At 67.4% G+C, this 19,792-nt stretch carries 15 protein-coding genes; 8 read left to right on the top strand and 7 right to left on the bottom strand.

Features of this window, described 5'->3' with window-relative positions:
* The first annotated feature begins 5 nt into the window (after window positions 1–5).
* The 8 genes from ACFOOL_RS07765 (at window position 6) to ACFOOL_RS07800 (ending at window position 9,913) form a co-directional block, all read left to right on the top strand.
* Window positions 6–1,013, top strand: a complete 1,008-nt coding sequence (locus tag ACFOOL_RS07765) for a fumarylacetoacetate hydrolase family protein (RefSeq protein ID WP_380096372.1) — start codon at window positions 6–8, stop codon at window positions 1,011–1,013.
* Window positions 1,014–1,133: 120 nt separating this feature from the next.
* Entirely contained in the window at window positions 1,134–1,583 is a 450-nt protein-coding gene (locus tag ACFOOL_RS07770) for a c-type cytochrome (RefSeq protein WP_380096373.1), read from the top strand.
* A gap of 250 nt (window positions 1,584–1,833) precedes the next feature.
* Entirely contained in the window at window positions 1,834–3,213 is a 1,380-nt protein-coding gene (gene cysS, locus ACFOOL_RS07775; RefSeq protein WP_380096374.1) for a cysteine--tRNA ligase, read from the top strand.
* A gap of 178 nt (window positions 3,214–3,391) precedes the next feature.
* Window positions 3,392–3,883, top strand: coding sequence for a GFA family protein (locus ACFOOL_RS07780; RefSeq protein WP_380096375.1), 492 nt, complete (start codon window positions 3,392–3,394; stop codon window positions 3,881–3,883).
* Window positions 3,884–3,904: 21 nt separating this feature from the next.
* Window positions 3,905–5,548, top strand: coding sequence for a citramalate synthase (gene cimA / locus ACFOOL_RS07785; RefSeq protein ID WP_380096376.1), 1,644 nt, complete (start codon window positions 3,905–3,907; stop codon window positions 5,546–5,548).
* A 146-nt stretch (window positions 5,549–5,694) separates the two neighbouring features.
* Window positions 5,695–7,557 carry a LysM peptidoglycan-binding domain-containing protein gene (locus ACFOOL_RS07790; RefSeq protein ID WP_380096377.1) on the top strand — a complete coding sequence of 621 codons (1,863 nt, stop codon included), beginning with the start codon at window positions 5,695–5,697 and terminating at the stop codon, window positions 7,555–7,557.
* A 140-nt stretch (window positions 7,558–7,697) separates the two neighbouring features.
* Complete coding sequence (locus ACFOOL_RS07795) at window positions 7,698–8,018, top strand: ArsR/SmtB family transcription factor (protein ID WP_380096378.1); 321 nt, start codon at window positions 7,698–7,700, stop codon at window positions 8,016–8,018.
* A 14-nt stretch (window positions 8,019–8,032) separates the two neighbouring features.
* Window positions 8,033–9,913, top strand: coding sequence for an ABCB family ABC transporter ATP-binding protein/permease (locus ACFOOL_RS07800; protein ID WP_380096599.1), 1,881 nt, complete (start codon window positions 8,033–8,035; stop codon window positions 9,911–9,913).
* 72 nt (window positions 9,914–9,985) lie between these two features.
* Here ACFOOL_RS07800 and ACFOOL_RS07805 read toward each other — a convergent pair whose 3' ends face one another.
* The 7 genes from ACFOOL_RS07805 to ACFOOL_RS07835 form a co-directional block, all read right to left on the bottom strand.
* Entirely contained in the window at window positions 9,986–13,321 is a 3,336-nt protein-coding gene (locus ACFOOL_RS07805) for an efflux RND transporter permease subunit (protein ID WP_380096379.1), read from the bottom strand.
* Between the two features lie 11 nt (window positions 13,322–13,332).
* Window positions 13,333–14,604, bottom strand: a complete 1,272-nt coding sequence (locus ACFOOL_RS07810) for an efflux RND transporter periplasmic adaptor subunit (protein WP_380096380.1) — start codon at window positions 14,602–14,604, stop codon at window positions 13,333–13,335.
* Window positions 14,605–14,618: 14 nt separating this feature from the next.
* Window positions 14,619–15,167, bottom strand: a complete 549-nt coding sequence (locus ACFOOL_RS07815; protein WP_380096382.1) for a PadR family transcriptional regulator — start codon at window positions 15,165–15,167, stop codon at window positions 14,619–14,621.
* Between the two features lie 204 nt (window positions 15,168–15,371).
* Window positions 15,372–16,217 (bottom strand): 3'(2'),5'-bisphosphate nucleotidase CysQ, encoded by an 846-nt coding sequence (cysQ, locus tag ACFOOL_RS07820; RefSeq protein WP_380096384.1) that lies wholly within the window; start codon window positions 16,215–16,217, stop codon window positions 15,372–15,374.
* Entirely contained in the window at window positions 16,214–17,080 is an 867-nt protein-coding gene (nadC, locus tag ACFOOL_RS07825) for a carboxylating nicotinate-nucleotide diphosphorylase (protein ID WP_380096386.1), read from the bottom strand. Before nadC ends, cysQ begins: the two co-directional genes overlap by 4 nt.
* 75 nt (window positions 17,081–17,155) lie before the next feature.
* Entirely contained in the window at window positions 17,156–18,424 is a 1,269-nt protein-coding gene (locus tag ACFOOL_RS07830) for an AGE family epimerase/isomerase (RefSeq protein WP_380096388.1), read from the bottom strand.
* A 390-nt stretch (window positions 18,425–18,814) separates the two neighbouring features.
* Window positions 18,815–19,762, bottom strand: coding sequence for a class 1 fructose-bisphosphatase (locus ACFOOL_RS07835; protein ID WP_380096390.1), 948 nt, complete (start codon window positions 19,760–19,762; stop codon window positions 18,815–18,817).
* Window positions 19,763–19,792 lie beyond the last annotated feature (30 nt).

The following is a 19,792-nucleotide window of genomic DNA, read 5'->3' on the forward strand; positions in this document are numbered from 1 at the left end:
CACCGATGAAACTCGCCACGCTGCGAAACGGGCGCCCCGATGGCCAGCTCGTCGTCGTTTCCGCCGATCTGGAGCGCTGCGTCTCGGCCGGCCGCATCGCCCCCACCCTGCAGGCGGCGCTGGACGATTGGGATCGCGCCGCCCCCTCCCTCGCCGAATTGGCCGCCCGGCTCGATGAAGGCGCCATTGCCGGCCAGGCCTTCGATCCCGCGGCGGCCGAGGCGCCCCTGCCGCGCGCCTATCAGTGGATCGACGGCTCGGGCTATATGAACCATCTCGAGCGCGTCCGCTCTCTCAAGGGCAGCAAGGACGAGGAACTGCAATCGATCCGTCCGTTGATCTACCAGGGCGGCTCCGACCTTCTTTCCGCCCCCACCGCCCCCATCGTCGTGCCCTCGGATGATCTGGCGCTGGATTTCGAGGCCGAGGTGGGTGTCGTCATCGGCCCGGTGCCCATGGGCGCCACCCGCCAGCAGGCCGCGGCCGCCATCCGCCTCGTCACCATTCTCAACGACGTCTCGCTGCGCCGGCTGGTGGCGGACGATTTGCAGAACGGCTTCGGCTTCTTCCACGCCAAGCCCTCCACCGCCTTCGCTCCGATCGTCATGACGCCGGACCGGCTGGGCGGGCACTGGCGCGACAATCGCCTGCATCTCAAGCTGCGGGTGCAGGTCAACGGCACGCTTTACGGCCAGCCCGATGCCGGCGTGGGCATGCACTTCGATTTTGCCGACCTCATCGTCGAGGCGGCCCGCACCCGCGGCCTCGGGGCCGGCACCATCATCGGCGGCGGCACCGTCTCCAACCCCCATGACGAGACCTTGCCCATCAAGCGCGACGGCATCGGCTTTGCCTGCATCGCCGAGGCGCGCACCGCCGAAAAGGCAAAATATGGCCGCGCCCGCACGCCCTTCCTCAAGCCGGGCGACCGGGTGCGGATCGCCGCGGTGGACAGCGAGGGACATTCGGTTTTCGGCGACATCGATCAGGTCGTCGCCCTGCTGTCCGACTGACCGGTAACATTCCCGTGGGGGCGTTGGGGCTGTCATGAAGCCGTGTAAATCTGCCGGTCCGGAAGGGAGGGCCGGCAAATCGACGATTCCGGATTTTCAACCCAGCTATTCAGGTATGACGTGATTTCCACCCGCAAGATTTCCGCCCTCGCCATTTCCGCTCTGCTGGTCCTCGGCCTTGCCGGCGCTGCCGCGCAGGAGGCGTTCACCCCGCCCTCCACGCCGGAGGAGGCGGTGCGGATGCGCGTCGCGACCATGCGTGAAAACGGTGCCCTGCTGCGCACCGCCGGCATGCTCACCGGCGCGGAGGCCGTCGCCGCCGCCCGCACCATTCTGGACAATTACGCCGAGCTTCCCGATCTTTTTCCCGAGGGCTCGACCGCCGGCTCCGACGCCCTGCCCACCATCTGGCAGGATTGGGCGAGCTTTGCCGCCATCATCGAAGCCGGACGCTCCGCCGCCGAAGCCGCGCTCGCCGCTGCCGAGGCGGGCGACATCGCCGGCTACAATTCCGAACTGGGCACGGTCATGCGCACCTGCGGCCAGTGCCACCAGCAATTCCGCAGCTGAACGGCGCGGTTTTTCATCGCCTCCAAAGCGATTGGGCGGCCTCCGGGCCGCCCTTTTTTGATTTTGGCTTGATTTCTTGGTGCCGCGCGGTCAATGTCGCGCGCCATGAAGACCCGGTACACCATTACCGCCTGCATCATTACCTGCTAACCCAAGCGTTGGCGGAGCGGTCTTCTTCATCCCGGTTATATGCGACGGATAGAGGCTCCCCCGCCGGAGCGCGATCTCGTCCGGCCCACAGGATGCCCCGATGACCACGGCAAAGCCGCTGCTTTCGTTCTACAACACGCTCACCCGCGCCAGGGAGCCGTTCGTGCCGCTGGACGCGGCCAATGTGCGTCTTTATGCCTGCGGCCCCACGGTTTACGACTACGCCCATATCGGCAATGGCCGCGCCGCCATCGTCTTTGATCTGCTGTTCCGCCTCCTGCGCCGCGTCTATGGCGAAAGCCACGTCACCTATGTGCGCAACATCACCGACGTGGACGACAAGATCAACGCGCGGGCCCTGCGCGATTTTCCCGACCTGCCGCTCAACGAGGCCATCCGCCGCGTGACCGAGACCACCGCCGCGCAATACCGCAAGGACGTCGCGGCTCTGGGCTGCCTCGATCCCACCATCGAGCCGCGCGCCACCGACAATATCGCCGAAATGCAGCGCCTCATCGCCACGCTGATCCAGCGCGGCCACGCCTATGAGGCGGGCGGGGAAGTGCTGTTCGCCGTCGATTCCATGCCCGATTACGGCCAGTTGTCCGGCCGCAATCTCGAGGACAATCTCGCCGGCGCCCGCATCGCCGTCGATGCCCACAAGCGCAACCCCGCCGATTTCGTGCTCTGGAAGCAGTCCTCGCCCGAGGAGCCGGGCTGGGACAGCCCCTGGGGCCGCGGTCGCCCCGGCTGGCACATCGAATGCTCGGCCATGTCCGAGCGCTATCTGGGCCGGACCTTCGACATCCATGGCGGCGGGCTCGACCTCATCTTTCCCCACCATGAGAACGAAATCGCCCAGTCCCGCTGCGCCCATGGCACCGATGCCATGGCCAATGTGTGGATGCACAACGGCTTCCTTCAGGTCGAAGGCCAGAAGATGAGCAAGAGCCTGGGCAATTTCTTCACCATCCACCAATTGCTCGAAACCACCGATTTCGGCGGCCGCAAATGGCCCGGCGAGGTGCTGCGCCTCGCCATGCTGATGACCCATTACCGCGAGCCGATCGATTTCACCGTCAGGCGGCTGGAGGAGGCCTTGACCCTGCTGGAAAAATGGGAGCGCGCCGCCGGCGATGCCGAGCCCGCCGAAAGCCTCGCCCCCCAGCTTTTCGAGCGCCTCGCCGACGATCTGGACACCCCCGGCGCCATTGCCCGCCTTCACGCCCTGTTCCTCGACGAGGGCCGTCCCGCCGATGGCCTCGCCCTCGCCGGTCTCATGGGCATAAGCATCCGGCGCGAGGTGAATGTCGATGCCGAAATCCCCCCCCGCATCGCCGCCCGCCTCGCCGCCCTCGAAGCCAGGGACTTCGCCAGGGCCGACGCCATCCGCGAGGAACTGGCCGCACAGGGTATCGCGCTGATGGACTACAAGGACGAAACCGGCCAGCGCCGGACGAAATGGGAAGTGAAGCGGTGAGCCCCGGCAGAGCATTCTCAAGAGCCGCTGGCGCTGCCCACGGGCCTGACCCGTGGGCCGGCTGGAGGGCCCCCTTGCTTCGGCGTTTGCGCGAGACGGCCCGCGGATCGCGTCCGCGGGCAGCATTTGTGGCTCTGGAAACATCCAGCGTCATCCTCAGCCCGCAGGAGTCCCCCCGATGAAACGCTATCCCATGGACGTCAGCGGCGGTTGCCAATGCGGCGCCGTGCGCTATCACGCCACCGAGATGATGGACAATTCCCATATCTGCCATTGCCGCATGTGCCAGAAGGCGGTGGGCAATATCTTCGCCGCTCTGGTCGCCGCGCCGCGCGAGGCCGTCGTCTGGACGCGGGGGCAGCCGGCGCGGTTCCGCTCGTCCGACCATGTGGATCGCGGTTTCTGCCGCGATTGCGGCACGCCGCTCTTTTACGACGACGTGACCGGCAACCGCGTCAATTTCACCCTCGGCTCGCTCGATCGCCCCGAACTGTTCCCGCCGCGCGGCCAGACCGGCACCGAAAGCCGGATGCCCTGGTTCGGCACGCTCCCCGGCATCGAGGATGGCGGGGTCACCGAACGGCCCGAGCGCCAGGACTGGTGGAGCGCCATCAAGGCCACCAGCCGCCAGCATCCCGACCACGACACTTCCGTCTGGCCCCCCAGGTAACTTTCCCAGTTAGGCCCCAAAATGTCCCGCGAACGCCTCTATATCTTCGACACCACCCTGCGCGACGGCGCCCAGACCGCCGGCATCGAGTTCTCGCTCGAGGACAAGATCGCCATTGCCGGCCTGCTGGAGGAATTGGGCGTCGACTATATCGAGGGCGGCTATCCCGGCGCCAATCCGGTGGATACCGCCTTTTTCGAGACGCGGCGCACCGGCGAGGCCGTTTTCACCGCGTTCGGCATGACCCGCCGGGCCGGGCGCTCCGCCGCCAACGATCCGGGCGTCATGGGCCTCGTCAATTCCGCCGCCGACGCCGCCTGTTTCGTCGCCAAGGCCTCGGATTATCAGGTGGAGCTGGCGCTGGGCGCCACCACCGCCGAGCATCTCGAAGGCATTGCCGATACGGTGCGCAGCGCCGTCGCCGCCGGCAAGGAGACGCTGATCGACCTCGAGCATTTCTTCGACGGCTTCAAGGCCAACCCCGCCTATGCGCTCGATTGCGTGCGCACGGCGCTGGAGGCGGGCGCGCGCTGGGTGGTGCTGTGCGACACCAATGGGGGCACCATGCCCTCGGAGGTGCGCGAGATCGTCGGCAAGGTGCTGGCGGTCGCTCCCGGCGATCGTCTGGGCATCCATCCGCATGACGATACCGGCCAGGCCGTCGCCAATGCGCTGGCCGCCATCGAGGCGGGCGTGCGCCAGGTGCAGGGCACGCTCAACGGGCTGGGCGAGCGCTGCGGCAACGCCAATCTGGTGACCCTCATCCCCACCCTGGTGCTGAAACCCTATTATGCCGAACGCTTCGTCACCGGCATCGCCCCGGAGAAGCTGGAGCAGCTCACCTCCATTTCCCGCGCCTTCGACGACCGGCTCAACCGCGCCCCGGCCCGGCAGGCGCCCTATGTCGGCGCCTCGGCCTTCGCCACCAAGGCCGGCATCCACGCCTCGGCCCTGCTCAAGGATTTTTCCACCTATGAGCACGTGACGCCCGAAAGCGTCGGCAATGAACGCGCCATCATGGTCTCGCAACAGGCCGGGCGCTCCAATCTGCTGACGGCGCTGGCCCGCCACGGCATCGTGCTGGAAAAGGACGATCCGCGCCTGGAAAACCTGCTGGCGACGGTCAAGGAGCGCGAGGCCTGCGGTTATTCCTATGACGGCGCCGACGCCTCCTTCGCCGTCCTCGCCCATCGCGTCCTGGGCACCTTGCCCAGCTTCTTTCAGGTCGAGCATTACCGCGCCATGGTCGAGCGCCGCCACAATGCGCTGGGCGAGGAAGTGTCGGTCACCGAAGCCGTGGTGAAGATCCGCGTCGAGGGCGAATTGCTGATGTCGGTCGCCGAGGGCAATGGCCCGGTCAACGCGCTCGACCTGGCCCTGCGCAAGGATCTGGGCATCTATTCGGCACGCATCGAGGATCTCGAACTGGTCGATTTCAAGGTGCGTATCCTCGACGGCGGCACGGGCGCGGTCACCCGTGTGCTGGTCGAGAGCCGCGATGGCGGGGGAGAACGCTGGGTAACCATCGGCGTTTCGCCCAATATCATTGATGCGTCCTTTGAAGCTCTGTATGAATCGATCACATACAAGCTGTTGAAAACCGAGGCCTGTGCGGATTCGGCTGTCGACGGCCACGCAAACCGACCGGCCCTGGCGTCCGGCTGATATCTGTTCGGGAGGGCAAACTGGCCGAAACCGCTCCGAAACGACCTCTCGCTCTGACCATCGGAGCGGCGGCCGTCACCCTTCTCGTCATTCTGGCCGTGCTTGCGGGCCCCTCTGTCGTCTCCTGCTTCAACAGCGAGGAGGGCATGGGGCAGTGCCTGCGCGGCAAGATGGCCGACGCCGGCCTCATTCCCGCCGCCCCGGCGCCTGCGCTCGTCGAAGCCGAGCCGTCCGAGCCCGCCGAAACCGCGGCTGCGGTTGTGGAGGAAGATGTCGCCCCGGATGCGGATACCGAGGAAGCGGTCTCCCCCGCGCCGGCGCTCGACGTCGCCCCGCCCGCTGAAAACGCCGAAGCGGTCGATGAACTGGTCGCGGCGACCTTCGGCCTGCTGCGGGCCGAGCCGGACGGGTCGGTGGTCATTGCCGGCAGCGGCGCGCCCGGCAGCACGGTCGAGGTTTTCGCCAATGGCGATCTTCTGGGCACCGTCGAGGTCGAGCCCAGCGGCGACTGGGTTTTCGTGCCCGACCGGCCCTTGCCGCCCGGCGGCCTCGAAATCACCCTGGGCGAGGAAGGCAAGGCCGGCACTGCCGAGGATTCCTTCATCGTCGTCATCGACGAGGACCGGACCAGCCAGCCGCTGGTGGTCGCCAGCACGCCGGGCCAGGCCAGCGAAGTCCTGCAAGGCCTGACCGCGCCCGCCGCCGAGGGCCCCGCCACGCAGGTCGCTGCCGCGCCTGAAGCCGAGCCGGCGCCTGCCGCGCAGCCCGAGGAGCCGGTCGCCGAAGTGCCCGCCGCTCCCGCCGAAGCGCCCGAAGCGGCGATCGCCGATGCTGCTGAGCCGGAAGCCGCCCCGGCGCTGGAGGTGGCGACGCTGCCCGAACCTGCCGCACCCACGCCCGAGCCCGTTCCGGCCCCTGAGCCCGAACCCGAGCCTGCTGCGGCGCCCGAACCTCCTGCCATTGCGCCCGCGATCCCGCCCGAACCTGCCGCGGAACCCGCTTCTTCCGTAGACGAGCCGGCCTCCGCCGAAGCGCCGGCGCCCGCCGCTACCGAAGCGCCCGCCATTTCCGAGGACGAGCCGGAGGCGGCGCCCGTGGCTGAACAGGCCACCGAGCCCGAACTGCCGGTTGCCGAGCAATCCCCGGCCGAGCCGGTGCCCGCTGCGCCTGCCGTGCCGGTCGCGGTGCCCCCGACCATCGACGCCATCGAGATCGAGGGCGAGCGCACCTTCTTTGCCGGCGCTGGCCCCGAAGGCGGCATCGTGCGCCTTTATGTCGATGACGGCTTCATCGCCGACGCCACCGTCTCGGGCGGCCGCTGGCTGGTCGAGGCCGGCCCGGTGCTGGGCAAGCCCAGCCAGCGCGTCCGTGTCGATCTGCTCCAGCCCGGCAGTGCCGATGTCGCGGCCCGCGCCGAGGTCGATTTCGTCGTCGACGTCCCGGAGGAAGAACCCGCCGCCATCGCCGTCGCCGATGCGCCTGCCGTCGAGACGCCGGCGCCTGTCGCCGCGCCCGAGCCTGCGCCCGATCCCGAGCCGGTGACTGAAGCGGCGCCAGAACCCGGGCCTGCCCCCGCCGCGGTTCCAGAGGCGGCTCCGGCTCCGGAGGCCGTTCCGCAGCCCGAGCCGGCCGCGCCGGCGGTTCCGGCCGCCGAGCCTGCCGAATCGGCGCCCGCGGCTGCACCCACCCCCGCCGCCGAACCGGCCCCTGCGCCGCAGCCGGCCACCGAGCCCGCTCCAGCCGCCGAGCCTGCTCCGGCCCCTGCGCCCGAGCCCGCCGTGCCCACCATGGTCGCGGTCTCGCTCGGCGATCCGGAGGCCCAGCGCTTCGCCTCGGGCAAGGCCATCATCCGCCGCGGCGACAATCTGTGGACCATCGCCCGCCGCGTCTATGGCGAGGGGCTGAAATACACCACCATCTACCAGGCCAATACCGGCCAGATCCGCGATCCGGACCTGATCTATCCCGGCCAGGTCTTCGATCTGCCCGGGGATGGGGCAGGGAATTGATCCACTCCAAAACGGCGCCTGCGGGCGCCGTTTTCCCGCGAGGGATTGATTTTCCCTCCCGGACGCCCCATGTTCCATCGCAATTCACCGATCAAGCGCGATCCGGCCCCACCCGATCGTGCGCCAACCAGCGATGCGCCATGCGTGACGACGACATTGCCAATATCATGCGGGCCCTCGGCCATCCGGTCCGGCTCGAAATCCTGCGCATCCTGGCCAGTCAGCAGCAGGGCCATTGCTGCTGCGCCGACGTGACCGAAAGCCTGACCCTGGCGCAGTCCACCGTCTCCCAGCACATCAAGGTGCTGCTCGATGCCGGGCTGATCGAGCGCCGTCCCCACGGCACCCGCAACCGCTATTGCATCCGCCAGGATCGCCTGGCGGAGCTGGGCGCCGCCTTTGGCGGGCTTTTGGGCAGCTTCGCGCCCATGGCCACCAGCAGGGAAGCGGAAACCGCCTGATGGCTTCGGACAGCGTGGAAAGAAAGCCGTCCGTCAGCGCGGACGAAGGGTCGGTTTTTTCGACCGTCCGCAATCTGTGGTCCTATATGTGGCCGGAGAACCGGCTGGATCTGCGGGTGCGGGTCGTATTGGCCGTCGCGGCGCTGCTGGCCAGCAAGGTGGCCACCACCTTTATCCCCTTCGCCTATAAGGGCATCATCGACAGCCTCGACGGCTCCGGCCCCGATGGCGCGCTGCTCTTCGGCCTTGCCGTGCCGGTGGTGCTGGTTATCGCCTATGTGCTGGGCAACGTCATCGATTCGGGCTTCCAGCAATTGCGCGACGCGCTGTTCGCCAGCGTCGGCCAGCATGCCGTGCGCAAGCTGGCGCTCCGGACCTTCCGGCACATGCACCGCCTGTCATTGCGTTTCCATCTGCAGCGGCGCACCGGCGGCCTCTCCCGCGTCATCGAGCGCGGCACCAAGGGCATCGAGACCATCGTGCGTTTCGCCATGCTCAACATCGCGCCCACCATCGTCGAATTCGTCGTGGTGGCGATCATCTTCGTGTGGCTGTTCGGCGTCACCTATCTGGGCGTGCTGCTGGTCACCATCTGGGCCTATCTCTATTTCACCATCAAGGCGTCCAACTGGCGGATTTCCATCCGCCGCGACATGAACGAGTCCGACACCGACGCCAATGGCAAGGCCATCGACAGCCTGCTCAACTACGAGACGGTGAAATATTTCGCCAATGAGCATATGGAGGCCGAGCGCTTCGACGGCGCCATGGCTGGCTACGAGCGCTCCGCCATCCGCATCTGGACCTCGCTGGGCGTGCTCAATTTCGGCCAGGCGGTCATCTTCTATGGCGGCTTCCTCGCCATCTCCATCATGTCCATTCTGGGCGTCATGGACGGCACGCTGACGCTGGGCGATTTCGTGCTGCTCAACACCTTCCTGATGCAGATCTACCGGCCGCTCAACATGATCGGCTTCGTCTATCGCGAACTGCGCCAGGGCCTCACCGATATCGAGGAGATGTTCCGCCTGCTCGAGCAGGATCCCGAGATCGAGGACCGTCCGGGCGCTACGCCGCTCGCCGTCACCGGCCCGGTCATCCGCTTCGAGGACGTCTCCTTCCACTACGATCCCGAGCGCCCCATCCTCAAAAGCGTCAGCTTCGAGGTGCCCGCCGGGCGGACGGTGGCCATCGTCGGCCCGACCGGCGCCGGCAAGTCGACCATTTCGCGCCTGCTGTTCCGCTTCTACGACGTCACCGGCGGCCGCATCACCATCGACGGCCAGGATCTGCGCGACGTCACCCAGGAGAGCCTGCGCTCGGCCATCGGCATGGTGCCGCAGGACACGGTGCTGTTCAACGACACCATCGGCTACAATATCGAATATGGCCGCCCCGGCGCGTCCGTGGAGGCGGTGCGCGAGGCTGCCCGCATGGCCCAGGTCGGCCCCTTCATCGAAGCCCTGCCGCATGGCTACGACACCCAGGTGGGCGAGCGCGGCCTCAAGCTTTCGGGCGGCGAGAAGCAGCGCGTCGCCATCGCCCGCACCATCCTCAAGGCGCCCTCCATCCTCATCCTGGACGAGGCCACTTCGGCGCTGGACACCAAGACCGAGCGCGATATCCAGGCGGCGCTGGACGAGGTCTCGCGCAACCGCACCACCGTCGTCATCGCCCACCGGCTCTCCACCGTGGTCAATGCCGACGAGATCCTGGTGCTGCGCGACGGCCATGTCGCCGAACGCGGCAGCCACGCGGAACTGCTCGCCCAGGACGGCCTCTACGCCCAGATGTGGAACCGCCAGCGCGAAGCCACCGAAGCCGAGGAAATCTTCGCCCGCACCCACGAGGACCCGGACGGCTTCGTCAAACGCGGAACCCCGGCGGCGGAGTAGGCGCCGCGCCCAAAACAAAAGGCCCGCATCGCAGCGGGCCTTTCTTATTTACCGGTTCATCGGATCGCGGCCTTATTCCGCCGCGTCCCGCCGGCTCACCACCGTCACCCCGTCGGCGTCCTTTTCGGTGAGGCCGGCATCCTTGGAGACGATGTAGCGTCCGGTGCTGTCGGCGTCGTCCGGCACTTCCACCGCCATGCCGTCGAAGCCCGCCGGCACCGCCGCCTTGGGCCGGAAGAGGCCGGCGATCCATCCGCCAAGCGCCGCGAACAGCCCGCCCAGCCAGCGGATCTGCTGCCACATCACTGTCGGCGCCGTCACCATGACCGGCACCATCACCAGCGTCAGCGCCGTCGAGAAGAACAGGCCCGAGACCAGCGCGGCCGACAGATGCGTGAACCAGGAGCCGGCGATGCCGCCGATGACGATCTCGCGGCGGATGAAGTCGAACTCCACATTGGCCCACATGGGGATCACCCCCAGCGCGGTGAGGAAGGCGGTCAGCAGCACCGGCCGCACGCGCTGGCTGACGGTGAGCAGCATGGCCTTCACCGCCTCGACGTTCTGGTGCCGGTGATAATCGTTATAGGTGTCGATCAGCACGATGCCGTTCTTCACCACGATCCCGGCCAGCGCCACGATGCCCAGCCCGGTCATGATGGCCGAGAAGGTCATGCCCGTCACCAGCATGCCCAGCAGCACGCCGGCCACCGACATGATCACCGTCGAGAGCGTCACCATCACCTGGTAGAAGCTGTTATATTCGAGCAGCAGCACGAAGAAGATGATGGCCATGGCCATGCCGAAGGCCTGCACGATGAAGGCGTTGGCGTCGCCCATCTGCTCCTCGGCGCCCCCGAACTGGACCGAGACCGCCGGCGGGAAATCCTGCTCGGCGATCCAGCCCTGCAATTCCTGCACCTTGTCGGCGGCATAGACGCCCTCGGGCAGATTGGTGAGCCCGGCCGCCACCGGCATGGTGTAGACCTGGTTGCGGCGCTGGATATTGGCCACTTTCGGCACGGGAGTGCGGTCGATGAAGTTGGAGACCGGCACCAGCCCCTGGGTGGTGGCGATGCGCATGGAATCGAGCGCGTCGAAGGTGCGCTCCTCCTTGGGCAGGCGCACGCGGATATCCAGCTCGTCGCCGGTTTCCGCATCGCGATAGGTGCCCAGCTTCACCCCCGAGGTGATGAGCTGCACATAGGGCGCCAGTTCCCGCACGCCGATGCCGTATTTGCCCGCTTCCACGCGGTCGATGGTGATCTGCCAGTCGATGCCGGGGGAGGGGCGTCCGTCCTCGAGGTCCACCACTTCCGGCCAGCCGGCGAGATGATCGCGAATGGCGGTCACCACCGGCACGAGGTCGTCGTAATTGCTGCTTTCGACGCGCAGATTGATGTCCTTGCCCGCCGGCGGGCCGCTTTCGGCGGCCAATAGCTGGATGTCGAGCCCGGCAAAGCCGGCTACGCGCTGGCGGATTTCGCCGAAGATCTGCGCGGCGGGGACGCGATGGTTCCAATTGGTGAGCTGGAGCTGGAAATTGCCGATCGTGTCGGGAGGCATCGAGCTGAAGGAGCCGGTGGTGCCGAACTGCATGATCACGTCCTGCACGCCCTGTACCTGGATCAGCTCGTCCTCGATCTCCATCATCATGTCGCGGATTTCCTCGGGCGAGTAATTGCCCCGCCCCACCACCGCCACGGTGGCGAATTCCGGCTCGGAAGCGGGGAAGGCCTCGGTGCCGGTGGGGTTCATCGCATAGCTGACGAAAACGGCGCCGATGATGCCGAAGCCCACCGCCAGCGTCGGCAGCGGCCAGTGCAGCAGATGCTCCATGGTGCGGACATAGAGACCGGTCAGCCCGCGCACTTTGCGTGCGTCGAACTTGTCCGGATACATGACGATATCGGCCTTTTCCTTCTGCTTGGGGTCCACATGGGTCGAGGCGATGATCGAGCCGATCACCGGCATGAAGATCAGCGCCGAGATCAGCGAGGCCACCATGACGATGATCACGATGGTGGGCAGGTAGCTCATGAACTTGCCGATGATGCCGGGCCAGAACAGGAGCGGGATGAAGGCGCCCAGCGTGGTCGCCGTCGCGCCCACCACCGGCACGAACATCTTGCGCATGGCCAGGATGAAGGCCTCCTTCTTGGAGACGCCCTCCTGCAATTTCCGCTCGGCATATTCGACCACCACCACCGGGTCGTCGACCAGCACGCCCACCGCGATGACGAGGCCGAACATCACCATCATGTTGATGGTCATGCCCAGGCCCTCGGCGACGAGGAAGGCCATCATGAACGAGAGCGGGATCGACATGCCGATCATGATGGCGGGGCGTACGCCCAGCGTCGCGACGCATGTGATCAGCACCAGCGCCACGGCGGTCAGCACCGCCGCCTCCAGCGAGCGGAACAGGCTGATCGTGGTTTCGGCCTGGTCGAGGAAGAAGGAATGGGCCACCCCGCTGGGCCAGCTCGCCGCCACCTCCTCGGTCACCGCGCGCACCTTCTCCGAGACGTCGATGATATTGGTGCCCAGCTTCTTGGAGACGCCCAGGATCAGGGCAGGGGAGCCGTTGACCTGGGTATATTCGGTGGCGTCGGCCAGGGTGCGGGTGATGCTGGCCACGTCCCCGAAGGTGACGATGGTGTTGCCGTCGGTCTTGAGCGGCAGGCTGTAGACGTCCTCGGCCGTGGTGATCAGGCCCGGCACTTCGAGGTTGAACGAGCCCTGTCCGGTATTGAGCGTGCCGCCCGGCACCACCATGTTGTTGCGCGCGAGCGCGTCGAAAAGCTGGTTGGCGGTCAGCCCGTAGGCCTCCAGCCGCAACAGGTCGACCCGCACTTCGAGCTGCTCCTTGCGGGCGCCCGAAAGCGTCGCCTCGCGCACCTCGCCTATGCCTTCGAGCGCGTCCTGCAATTGCTCGGCGCGCCGCACCATCTCCTTTTCCGGCGCCGTTCCGTAGATGGCGACGGAAATGATCGGCATGCCCACCAGGTCGATTTCATGCACCGACGGGTCGTTGGCGTCGTCGGGCAGCTTGGCCTTGATGGCGTCCATGCGGGCGCGCGTGTCCTGCAGCGCCTGGTCCTTGTCGGTATTGATGTCGAATTCGAGGAACACCGAGGCATGCCCGGTGGTCGAGGTGGAGGAGATGTTCTGCAGGCCCGGCAGGTTGGCCAGTTCCTCCTCGGCCGGCTTGGCGAGCAGGTTCTCCGCGTCGCGCGGCGATACGCCCGTCTGGCTGATGGAGACGTAGAGATAGGGCACGTCGATGGCCGGGAAGCTTTCCTTGGGCATCGACATGTAGGCGGCCGCGCCCGCGCCCAGCACGATGAACATGATCGTCAGGACGACTCGCGGCATCCTGAGGATTTTTTCGATGAAATCGAGCATCGTGCGGTTCCCTAGCTGGCGGCGGCTTCGGCGTCGGCGGCGGCCGGCGCCGGGCTGGCCTCGACCGCCTGGCCGGCGGTGACGTTTTCCTGCCCCACGGTGATGACGTCGGCCCGCGCCGGCAGCCCGGTCACCCATACGCCCTCGCGCGTGTCGCTGACGATGGTGATCTCGTGGAAGGCCACGACGCCGTCTTCCACCGTCCGCACGCCCAGGACCCCGTCGTCGTCCAGTGTCAGCACCGATTGCGGCAACAGATGGCCCGGCGCGGTGCCGATATTGACGATGGCCTCGGCGGTCACCCCGTCGCGGATGGAATAGTCGTCGTTGGCGATCTCGATTTCCGCCGGAAAGGCGCGGGTGGCGTTGTCGGCCACGGCGGAGATATAGGTCACCTTGCCCGCGACGCTCTGGCCGGTGACGGTGGTGATCCGGGCGTCCAGCCCGACCCGGGCGAGCCCGATATGGGCCTCCGGTACCATGCCGGTGAAGATCATCGGGTTGAGCTGCACGATGGTGGCGCAGACCGAGCCCGGATTGAGCGTCGCGCCCACCACGGCCAGCGGGTCCTGCACCAGTCCGGCCACCTTGGCGACGATCTCGGTGCGGTCCAGTTCCGCCTTGGCGTTGTCGAGCCCCGCCTGTGCCTGGCTCACCCCGGCCCTGGCCTGCGCCAGCGCCACTTCGGCGGCATTGGCGGTATTGGCGGCCGCCAGGCCCCGCTCCCGCAGGTCGGCATTGGTGTCGGAATTGAGCTGCGCCTGCGCCAGCGCCGCCTGGGCCTGGTCGAGTCCCGCCTCGGCCTGGGCGACGGCGGCGACGCGCGTGCCCCGGTCCAGCGTGCACAGCGCGTCCCCGATGTCCACCCGCTGGCCCTTGGTCACATGCACCACGTCCACCGTGCCGGCGGTTTCGGCCACGGCGCTCACCGTCGCCTTGGCCTGGGTGCGGCCGCGCAGCGGCACCTCGATGGGCATGGGCCGGGCCGTGAAGGTCTGGATGCGCACGCTTTGCAGCGGCGCGCTGGCGCCGGTCGTGGTCTGGTTGCGCTGGGCGATGGTCAGCGCCGGATCGACCTCGGGGGCGTGGTGCTCGGCCAGCAGGCCGGCATCGGCCAGCGCGGTGGCGATCGGCCCGTGCTCCTCGCCCTCGATCACCGAGATGATCGGCCGTTCGCCCTTGCCCGGGCCGTTGCCGCCCTGGACCAGCGTGCCGGTCGCCAGCCATCCGCCCGCCAGCAGCAGGATGAAGAAGGCCAGGCCGTAGGAATACAATGCGCGCATGAGTGTTTCGCCTCTTATTCGGCTGCTTCTTGGTGCGGCTTGGGTCGCGCCATGGCGATCAAGTCGTGCATATGGGTGCGCAGGTGCCGCTCCGCAACGTCGAGAACGGTCCGTCCGTAATCGACCACCCACAGATCGGCGGGGCTGCAGTCATGGGCCTTGACCGCCTCGTCCAGCTTATGGCGCCGCGCCGCGGTCCGTTCGAGGAATTCGGTGCATCGTTTCTCCACCAGCTCGCGCGGCAGGATATGCGCGAAGCGGGCGAACAGCAGGAACGGGCTGCGGAACATGTCCTCGCCCAGCGGTTCGGCCAGTTCCTCGGCGAAGGCGGCGCGGCCCGCCTCGGTGATCGTATAGACCTTGCGGGCCGGCTTGCCGCTATGCTGCTCGACCCGGCTGGTGACCTGGCCGTCTTCCTCCAGCCGCGCCAGCGCCGGATAGATCGAGCCGTAGCTGGCCTCGACGAAATAGGCGAACTCGCCCTCCACGCACATCCGCCGGATGTCGTAGCCGCTCGCTTCCTTCTCGTAGAGAATCGAAAGACACAACGTTCTGACGTTCATGCGCCGCTTTCTGCTGGATATGCCGGGACGATATATGCCGGGCGTATATATCTCCGCCCGGGATGGCGCAAGCGTGGCGGCCCCCGAAATTCGCAGAGCGGTTAAAGCATCGGACCGAAAAGTGCGAAGCGGTTTTCGGGCGTATCCGATGCGCTAACAAATAGATAGAGCGCTCGATCCGATTCCGTCGGATTGTCCGGCGCTCTAAGCGCTGCTTGCAGTTCCGGCTTCGTCCAGCAGCTTCCGCATTTCCCCCGCCGCCCGCCGGGCCAGCTCAAGGCTCGCTGCGGCGACGAAATAGGGGTTGAGGAAATCGTCCTTCCCCTTGCCGTAGCTGAGCGGCGCCCCGTCCAGCGTCACCACCGCGCCGCCCGCCGCTTCAAGCACGGCCTGGCCGGCGGCGGTATCCCATTCGCAGGTGGGGGTAAAGCGGGGGTAAAGCTGCGCGTCGCCGCGCGCCAGCAGGCCGAATTTCAGCGACGAGCCGACCGAGACGTCGCGCTCCACGTCCAGCGTCCGGCTCAATTGCGCCAGCGCCGCATGGCCATGGCTGCGGCTGGCCACGATCCTGAGGCGCGGCAGCCAGCCCACGCCGATGCGCCGCCGCCCGGTGACGGCGCCGTCCGCCACCAACCCGCTCCAGGCGCCCTCCGCGTCGCCGACGAAGATTTCCCCCGTCGCCGGCGCCAGCACCACCCCCATGACGGGCCGCCCATGCTCCACCAGGCCGATATTGACGGTGAATTCGCCGTTGCGCTTGATGAATTCCTTGGTGCCGTCGAGCGGATCGACGATGAAATAGCGCTCGCCCAGTTCCGGCACGATGCCGGCCGCGACGCTTTCCTCGCCCAGCACCGGCAGGCCCGTCGCCCGCAAATGCTCGATGATCACCGCCTCGGCCGCCGCATCGGCCTCGGTCACCGGCGAGCCGTCCGGCTTGATTTCCACGGCGATGGGCCGGTCATAGACCGCGCGGATAACCTCCGCCGCCGCGATGGCGGCCGCCACCGCCATGGCGGTCGGCGCCGGGTGAGGGCCAGTGTCCGTCATGCCGGCCCGATCGCCACGTCCAGCCCCAGGTCCAGCGGCGGCGCGCCCATGGTGATCTGGCTGGTGGAGATGTAGTCGACCCCGGTTTCGGCGATGGCGCGCACCCGTTCCAGCTTCACCCCGCCCGAGGCTTCGAGCCGGGCCCGCCCCGCATTGAGCGCGACGGCGCGGCGCAGGGTCTCGTCGTCCATATTGTCGAGCAGCACGATTTTTGCCCCGGCCTCCAGCGCCTCCTCCAGCTCGGCCAGGCTCGCCACCTCGATCTCGATGGCCACCAGATGGCCGGCCCGGGCCGTTGCGGCCCGGTAGGCGGCTCCGACGCCCCCCGCCACCGCGATATGGTTGTCCTTGATCAGGATGGCGTCGTCGAGCCCGTAGCGATGGTTGACGCCGCCTCCGCAGCGCACCGCGTATTTTTCGAAGGCGCGCAGTCCCGGCGTCGTCTTGCGCGTGTCGCAGATGCGCGCGCCGGTGCCCGCGACGGCGTCGGCATAGCGGCGCGTCAGCGTGGCGATGCCGCTGAGCCGATTGAGGAAATTGAGCGCCACCCGTTCTGCCGACATCACCAGCCGCGCCGGTCCCTCGACCCGTGCCACCACGCCGCCCGCCGCCACGATGGCCCCATCGGCAAGCGCCGGGACGAAGCTGACGCCCTCGCCCACCAGCCGGAACGCCGCCGCCGCCAGGTCCAGCCCGGCGATCGCCCCCGGCTCGCGCGCCCCGATGACCGCCTCGGCCCGGGCCTCCGGCATCAGCACCGCCTGGCTGGTCAGGTCGCCGGCCAGTCCCAGATCCTCCTCCAGGGCCGCTGCGACGGCGCGCTCGACGAGATAACGCGGCAATGGGGCGGGCAGGGCGGTCATGGGCAATTTCGGCTCGGATGAAGGTGCCGGTGCTTTACGCTCCGCCGTTCCCGCTGGCAACCCGCGCCGCCGGCGTTACCGCCCGCCGCCGTGATCCGCCTCGATGATCCCGTGCGTCAGGCTGCCCGTGGCCGGATAGAGCGGGATGAGGCAGGCCTGCAGCGCGTGATAGAGGTCCGGCTTGCCCACGAACAGGCGCGCGCCCGGCGTCAGATCCTCGGCAAGCTCGCTGTGCCAGCCGCCGCGCTCGTGGTCGATCAGATGGTTCTCGGCGAAATCCCAGAACCGGCGATACCAGAACTGATAATAGTCCTCATGGTCGTAGGCGCCGATAAAGGCCGCTGCGCCGATGGCTTCGGCCACCGGCCACCACAGCTTCTCGCGCATGATCGGCTGATTGTTCCAGTCCAGCGTATAGAAGAAGCCGCCACGGGTCTTGTCCCAGCCCAGCTCGATGGCCTGGCGGAACAGGCCCCGCGCGCCCTCGGTCATCCAGCTATGCTCCTTGCGGCCCAAAACGAAGAGCTGGAACAGCAGGCGCGACCATTCCAGCGCGTGGCCCGGCGTCGTGCCCGAGGGGCGGAACATCTCCGAGCCGAGATAATCCTTGTCGAGCGTCCAGTCCTCGTGGAAGTGCTCGGCCACCCGATAGTCGAGTTGCATGGCGTTGCGGTGGATGATGCGGTCGGCGATCCGCGTCGCCTTTTTCAGATAATCCTGCTGGCCGGTCGCCTCATAGGCGGCCATCAGCGCCTCGGTCAGGTGCATGTTGGAATTCTGCCCGCGATAGGTGCTGATCTGCCCCCAGTCATTGGCGAATTCCTCGCGCACCGCCCCGGCTTTCTCGTCCCAGAACCGGGCGGTCAGCACTTCGGTGATGTCGTCGATCACCCTGTCGGCCAGCGGGTGGCCCACCAGCTTGGCGCTCGATGCGGCCAGCAGCACGAAGGCATGGCCATAGGCCTGCTTGGCGCCGTCGACATGGCCCTCGTCGTCGAGCGACCATACATAGCCGCCATGTTTCTGGTCGCGGTGCTTTTCCCACAGATAGCGCATGCCGTGATCGACGATCTCGCCGGCGCCCGGCCTGCCGATCAGGCTGCCGATGACGGCGCAATGGATCATCCGCGTCGTGACGTGGATCTGCCGCACGGCATTGTCCGGCCGGATCGGCTGGCCCTTGTCGTCCAGTTCGAAGAACCCGCCCTTGGGGTTGATCGAGGCCGCCTCGAAGAAGTCGAACAGCCGGCTGGCCTGGGTCATCAGATATTGCCGGTGAAAGGGGCGGTGCTGCCAGGGGCCGGCATTGGTCCTGGGCAGGGAAAATTCGGCGTCGTTCATCATGGCTCCCTCCGGCAACCGCGCCGGCACGTCCCCCGCCTTCTACCCAATGGGTGGCAACGTTGCAAAGGGGGTGGGGCCGCGGAGAACCCGATGCCCCTCCCTCCATGCGTTCCCCTCCCCTTGAGGGGAGGGGCTAGAGCCTTTCACTGTCAAGCGGATCAGCGCTTTCTTGCTCCCCTCCCCCTTGAGGGGAGGGGTCGGGGGTGGGGGTCCTTCGGTGCTCCGCCAAACCCACCCCCTCCCCAACCCTCCCCTCAAGGGGGAGGGAGCGCTGGTCGCCGATTCCGTCAAAACATGAAAGCCTCTAGGGGTGGGGGTTCGGATTGTCCGGGGATCCGATTGCTTCATCGAAAAATCGACGGCGCGGAGCCCCCCTCACAAGAGGGAGCCTCACCCCCGCCGATACCAGTCCTCCACCCGCCGCACTTCCTCCGCCGAGCCCAGGATCACCGGCACGCGCTGGTGGATCGCGGTCGGCGCCACGTCCAATATGTCCTGCCGCCCCGTGCTCGAGCGGCCCCCGGCGCCCTCCATCAGCCAGGCCATGGGATTGGCCTCGTAGAGCAGCCGCAGCCGTCCGCCCTTGGCGGCGGTCTCGCTGTCGAGCGGATAGAGGAAGATGCCGCCGCGCATCAGGATGCGGTGGATATCGGCCACCATCGAGCCCACCCAGCGCATATTGTAGCGCTTGCCGGCGGCGCCGGTTTCCCCCGCCACGCTCTCGTGCACATAGCCGCGCGTCGCCGCGTCCCAGAAGCGCTCCCGCGCCGTGTTGATGGCGAATTCCCCCGTCGCTTCCGGCACCCTGGCCGCGGCCAGGGTCAGCCGCCATGTCCCCGCCCCGTCGAGGGTGAAGACGCTGGTATCGCCCGCGATCCGCACCACCAGGCTGGTCGCCGGCCCATAGGCCACATAGCCGGCGGCGCATTGCACGCGTCCCGCCTGCAACGGTCCGCCCGCCGCCGGCAGCACGGAAAAAATCGTGCCCACGGTGACGTTTACGTCGAGATTCGAAGATCCGTCCAGGGGATCGGTGGCGACAATGAACCCGCCCTGACTCGACATTTCAACTGCTTCATCCAGCTCTTCCGAGACCAGAATCGAAACATGCGGATTTTGCCGCAAGTGATTCAGGACAATGTCGTTTGAGATGATGTCGAGCGCCTTTTGCGCCTCGCCCTGCACATTGGTCGCGCCCGCCGGCCCGGTCTGGCCGGCAATGGGCGCCTGCTGCAGCACGCCGGCGATTTCGGCGCCCGCTCCGGCCATGGAGAGGATCACCCCGGCCAGCGTGTCGTCTTGGGTCTGGGCGCTCAGCCAGCGGGCGAGATCGGTCATGCAATGCTCCTGTTTGCGCCCACTCTGTGC

Source organism: Devosia honganensis, assembly GCF_042648785.1.
Classification (GTDB): Bacteria; Pseudomonadota; Alphaproteobacteria; order Rhizobiales; family Devosiaceae; genus Devosia; species Devosia honganensis.

Bases quoted from the DNA above. Each gene is read 5' to 3' on its own strand.
- ACFOOL_RS07765 (WP_380096372.1), top strand. From the start codon at position 6: ATGAAACTCGCCACGCTGCGAAACGGGCGCCCCGATGGCCAGCTCGTC.
- cysS (WP_380096374.1), top strand. From the start codon at position 1,834: ATGACCACGGCAAAGCCGCTGCTTTCGTTCTACAACACGCTCACCCGC.
- ACFOOL_RS07780 (WP_380096375.1), top strand. From the start codon at position 3,392: ATGAAACGCTATCCCATGGACGTCAGCGGCGGTTGCCAATGCGGCGCC.
- cimA (WP_380096376.1), top strand. From the start codon at position 3,905: ATGTCCCGCGAACGCCTCTATATCTTCGACACCACCCTGCGCGACGGC.
- ACFOOL_RS07790 (WP_380096377.1), top strand. From the start codon at position 5,695: ATGGGGCAGTGCCTGCGCGGCAAGATGGCCGACGCCGGCCTCATTCCC.
- ACFOOL_RS07795 (WP_380096378.1), top strand. From the start codon at position 7,698: ATGCGTGACGACGACATTGCCAATATCATGCGGGCCCTCGGCCATCCG.
- ACFOOL_RS07805 (WP_380096379.1), bottom strand. From the start codon at position 13,321: ATGCTCGATTTCATCGAAAAAATCCTCAGGATGCCGCGAGTCGTCCTG.
- ACFOOL_RS07810 (WP_380096380.1), bottom strand. From the start codon at position 14,604: ATGCGCGCATTGTATTCCTACGGCCTGGCCTTCTTCATCCTGCTGCTG.
- ACFOOL_RS07815 (WP_380096382.1), bottom strand. From the start codon at position 15,167: ATGAACGTCAGAACGTTGTGTCTTTCGATTCTCTACGAGAAGGAAGCG.
- cysQ (WP_380096384.1), bottom strand. From the start codon at position 16,217: ATGACGGACACTGGCCCTCACCCGGCGCCGACCGCCATGGCGGTGGCG.
- nadC (WP_380096386.1), bottom strand. From the start codon at position 17,080: ATGACCGCCCTGCCCGCCCCATTGCCGCGTTATCTCGTCGAGCGCGCC.
- ACFOOL_RS07830 (WP_380096388.1), bottom strand. From the start codon at position 18,424: ATGATGAACGACGCCGAATTTTCCCTGCCCAGGACCAATGCCGGCCCC.
- ACFOOL_RS07835 (WP_380096390.1), bottom strand. From the start codon at position 19,762: ATGACCGATCTCGCCCGCTGGCTGAGCGCCCAGACCCAAGACGACACG.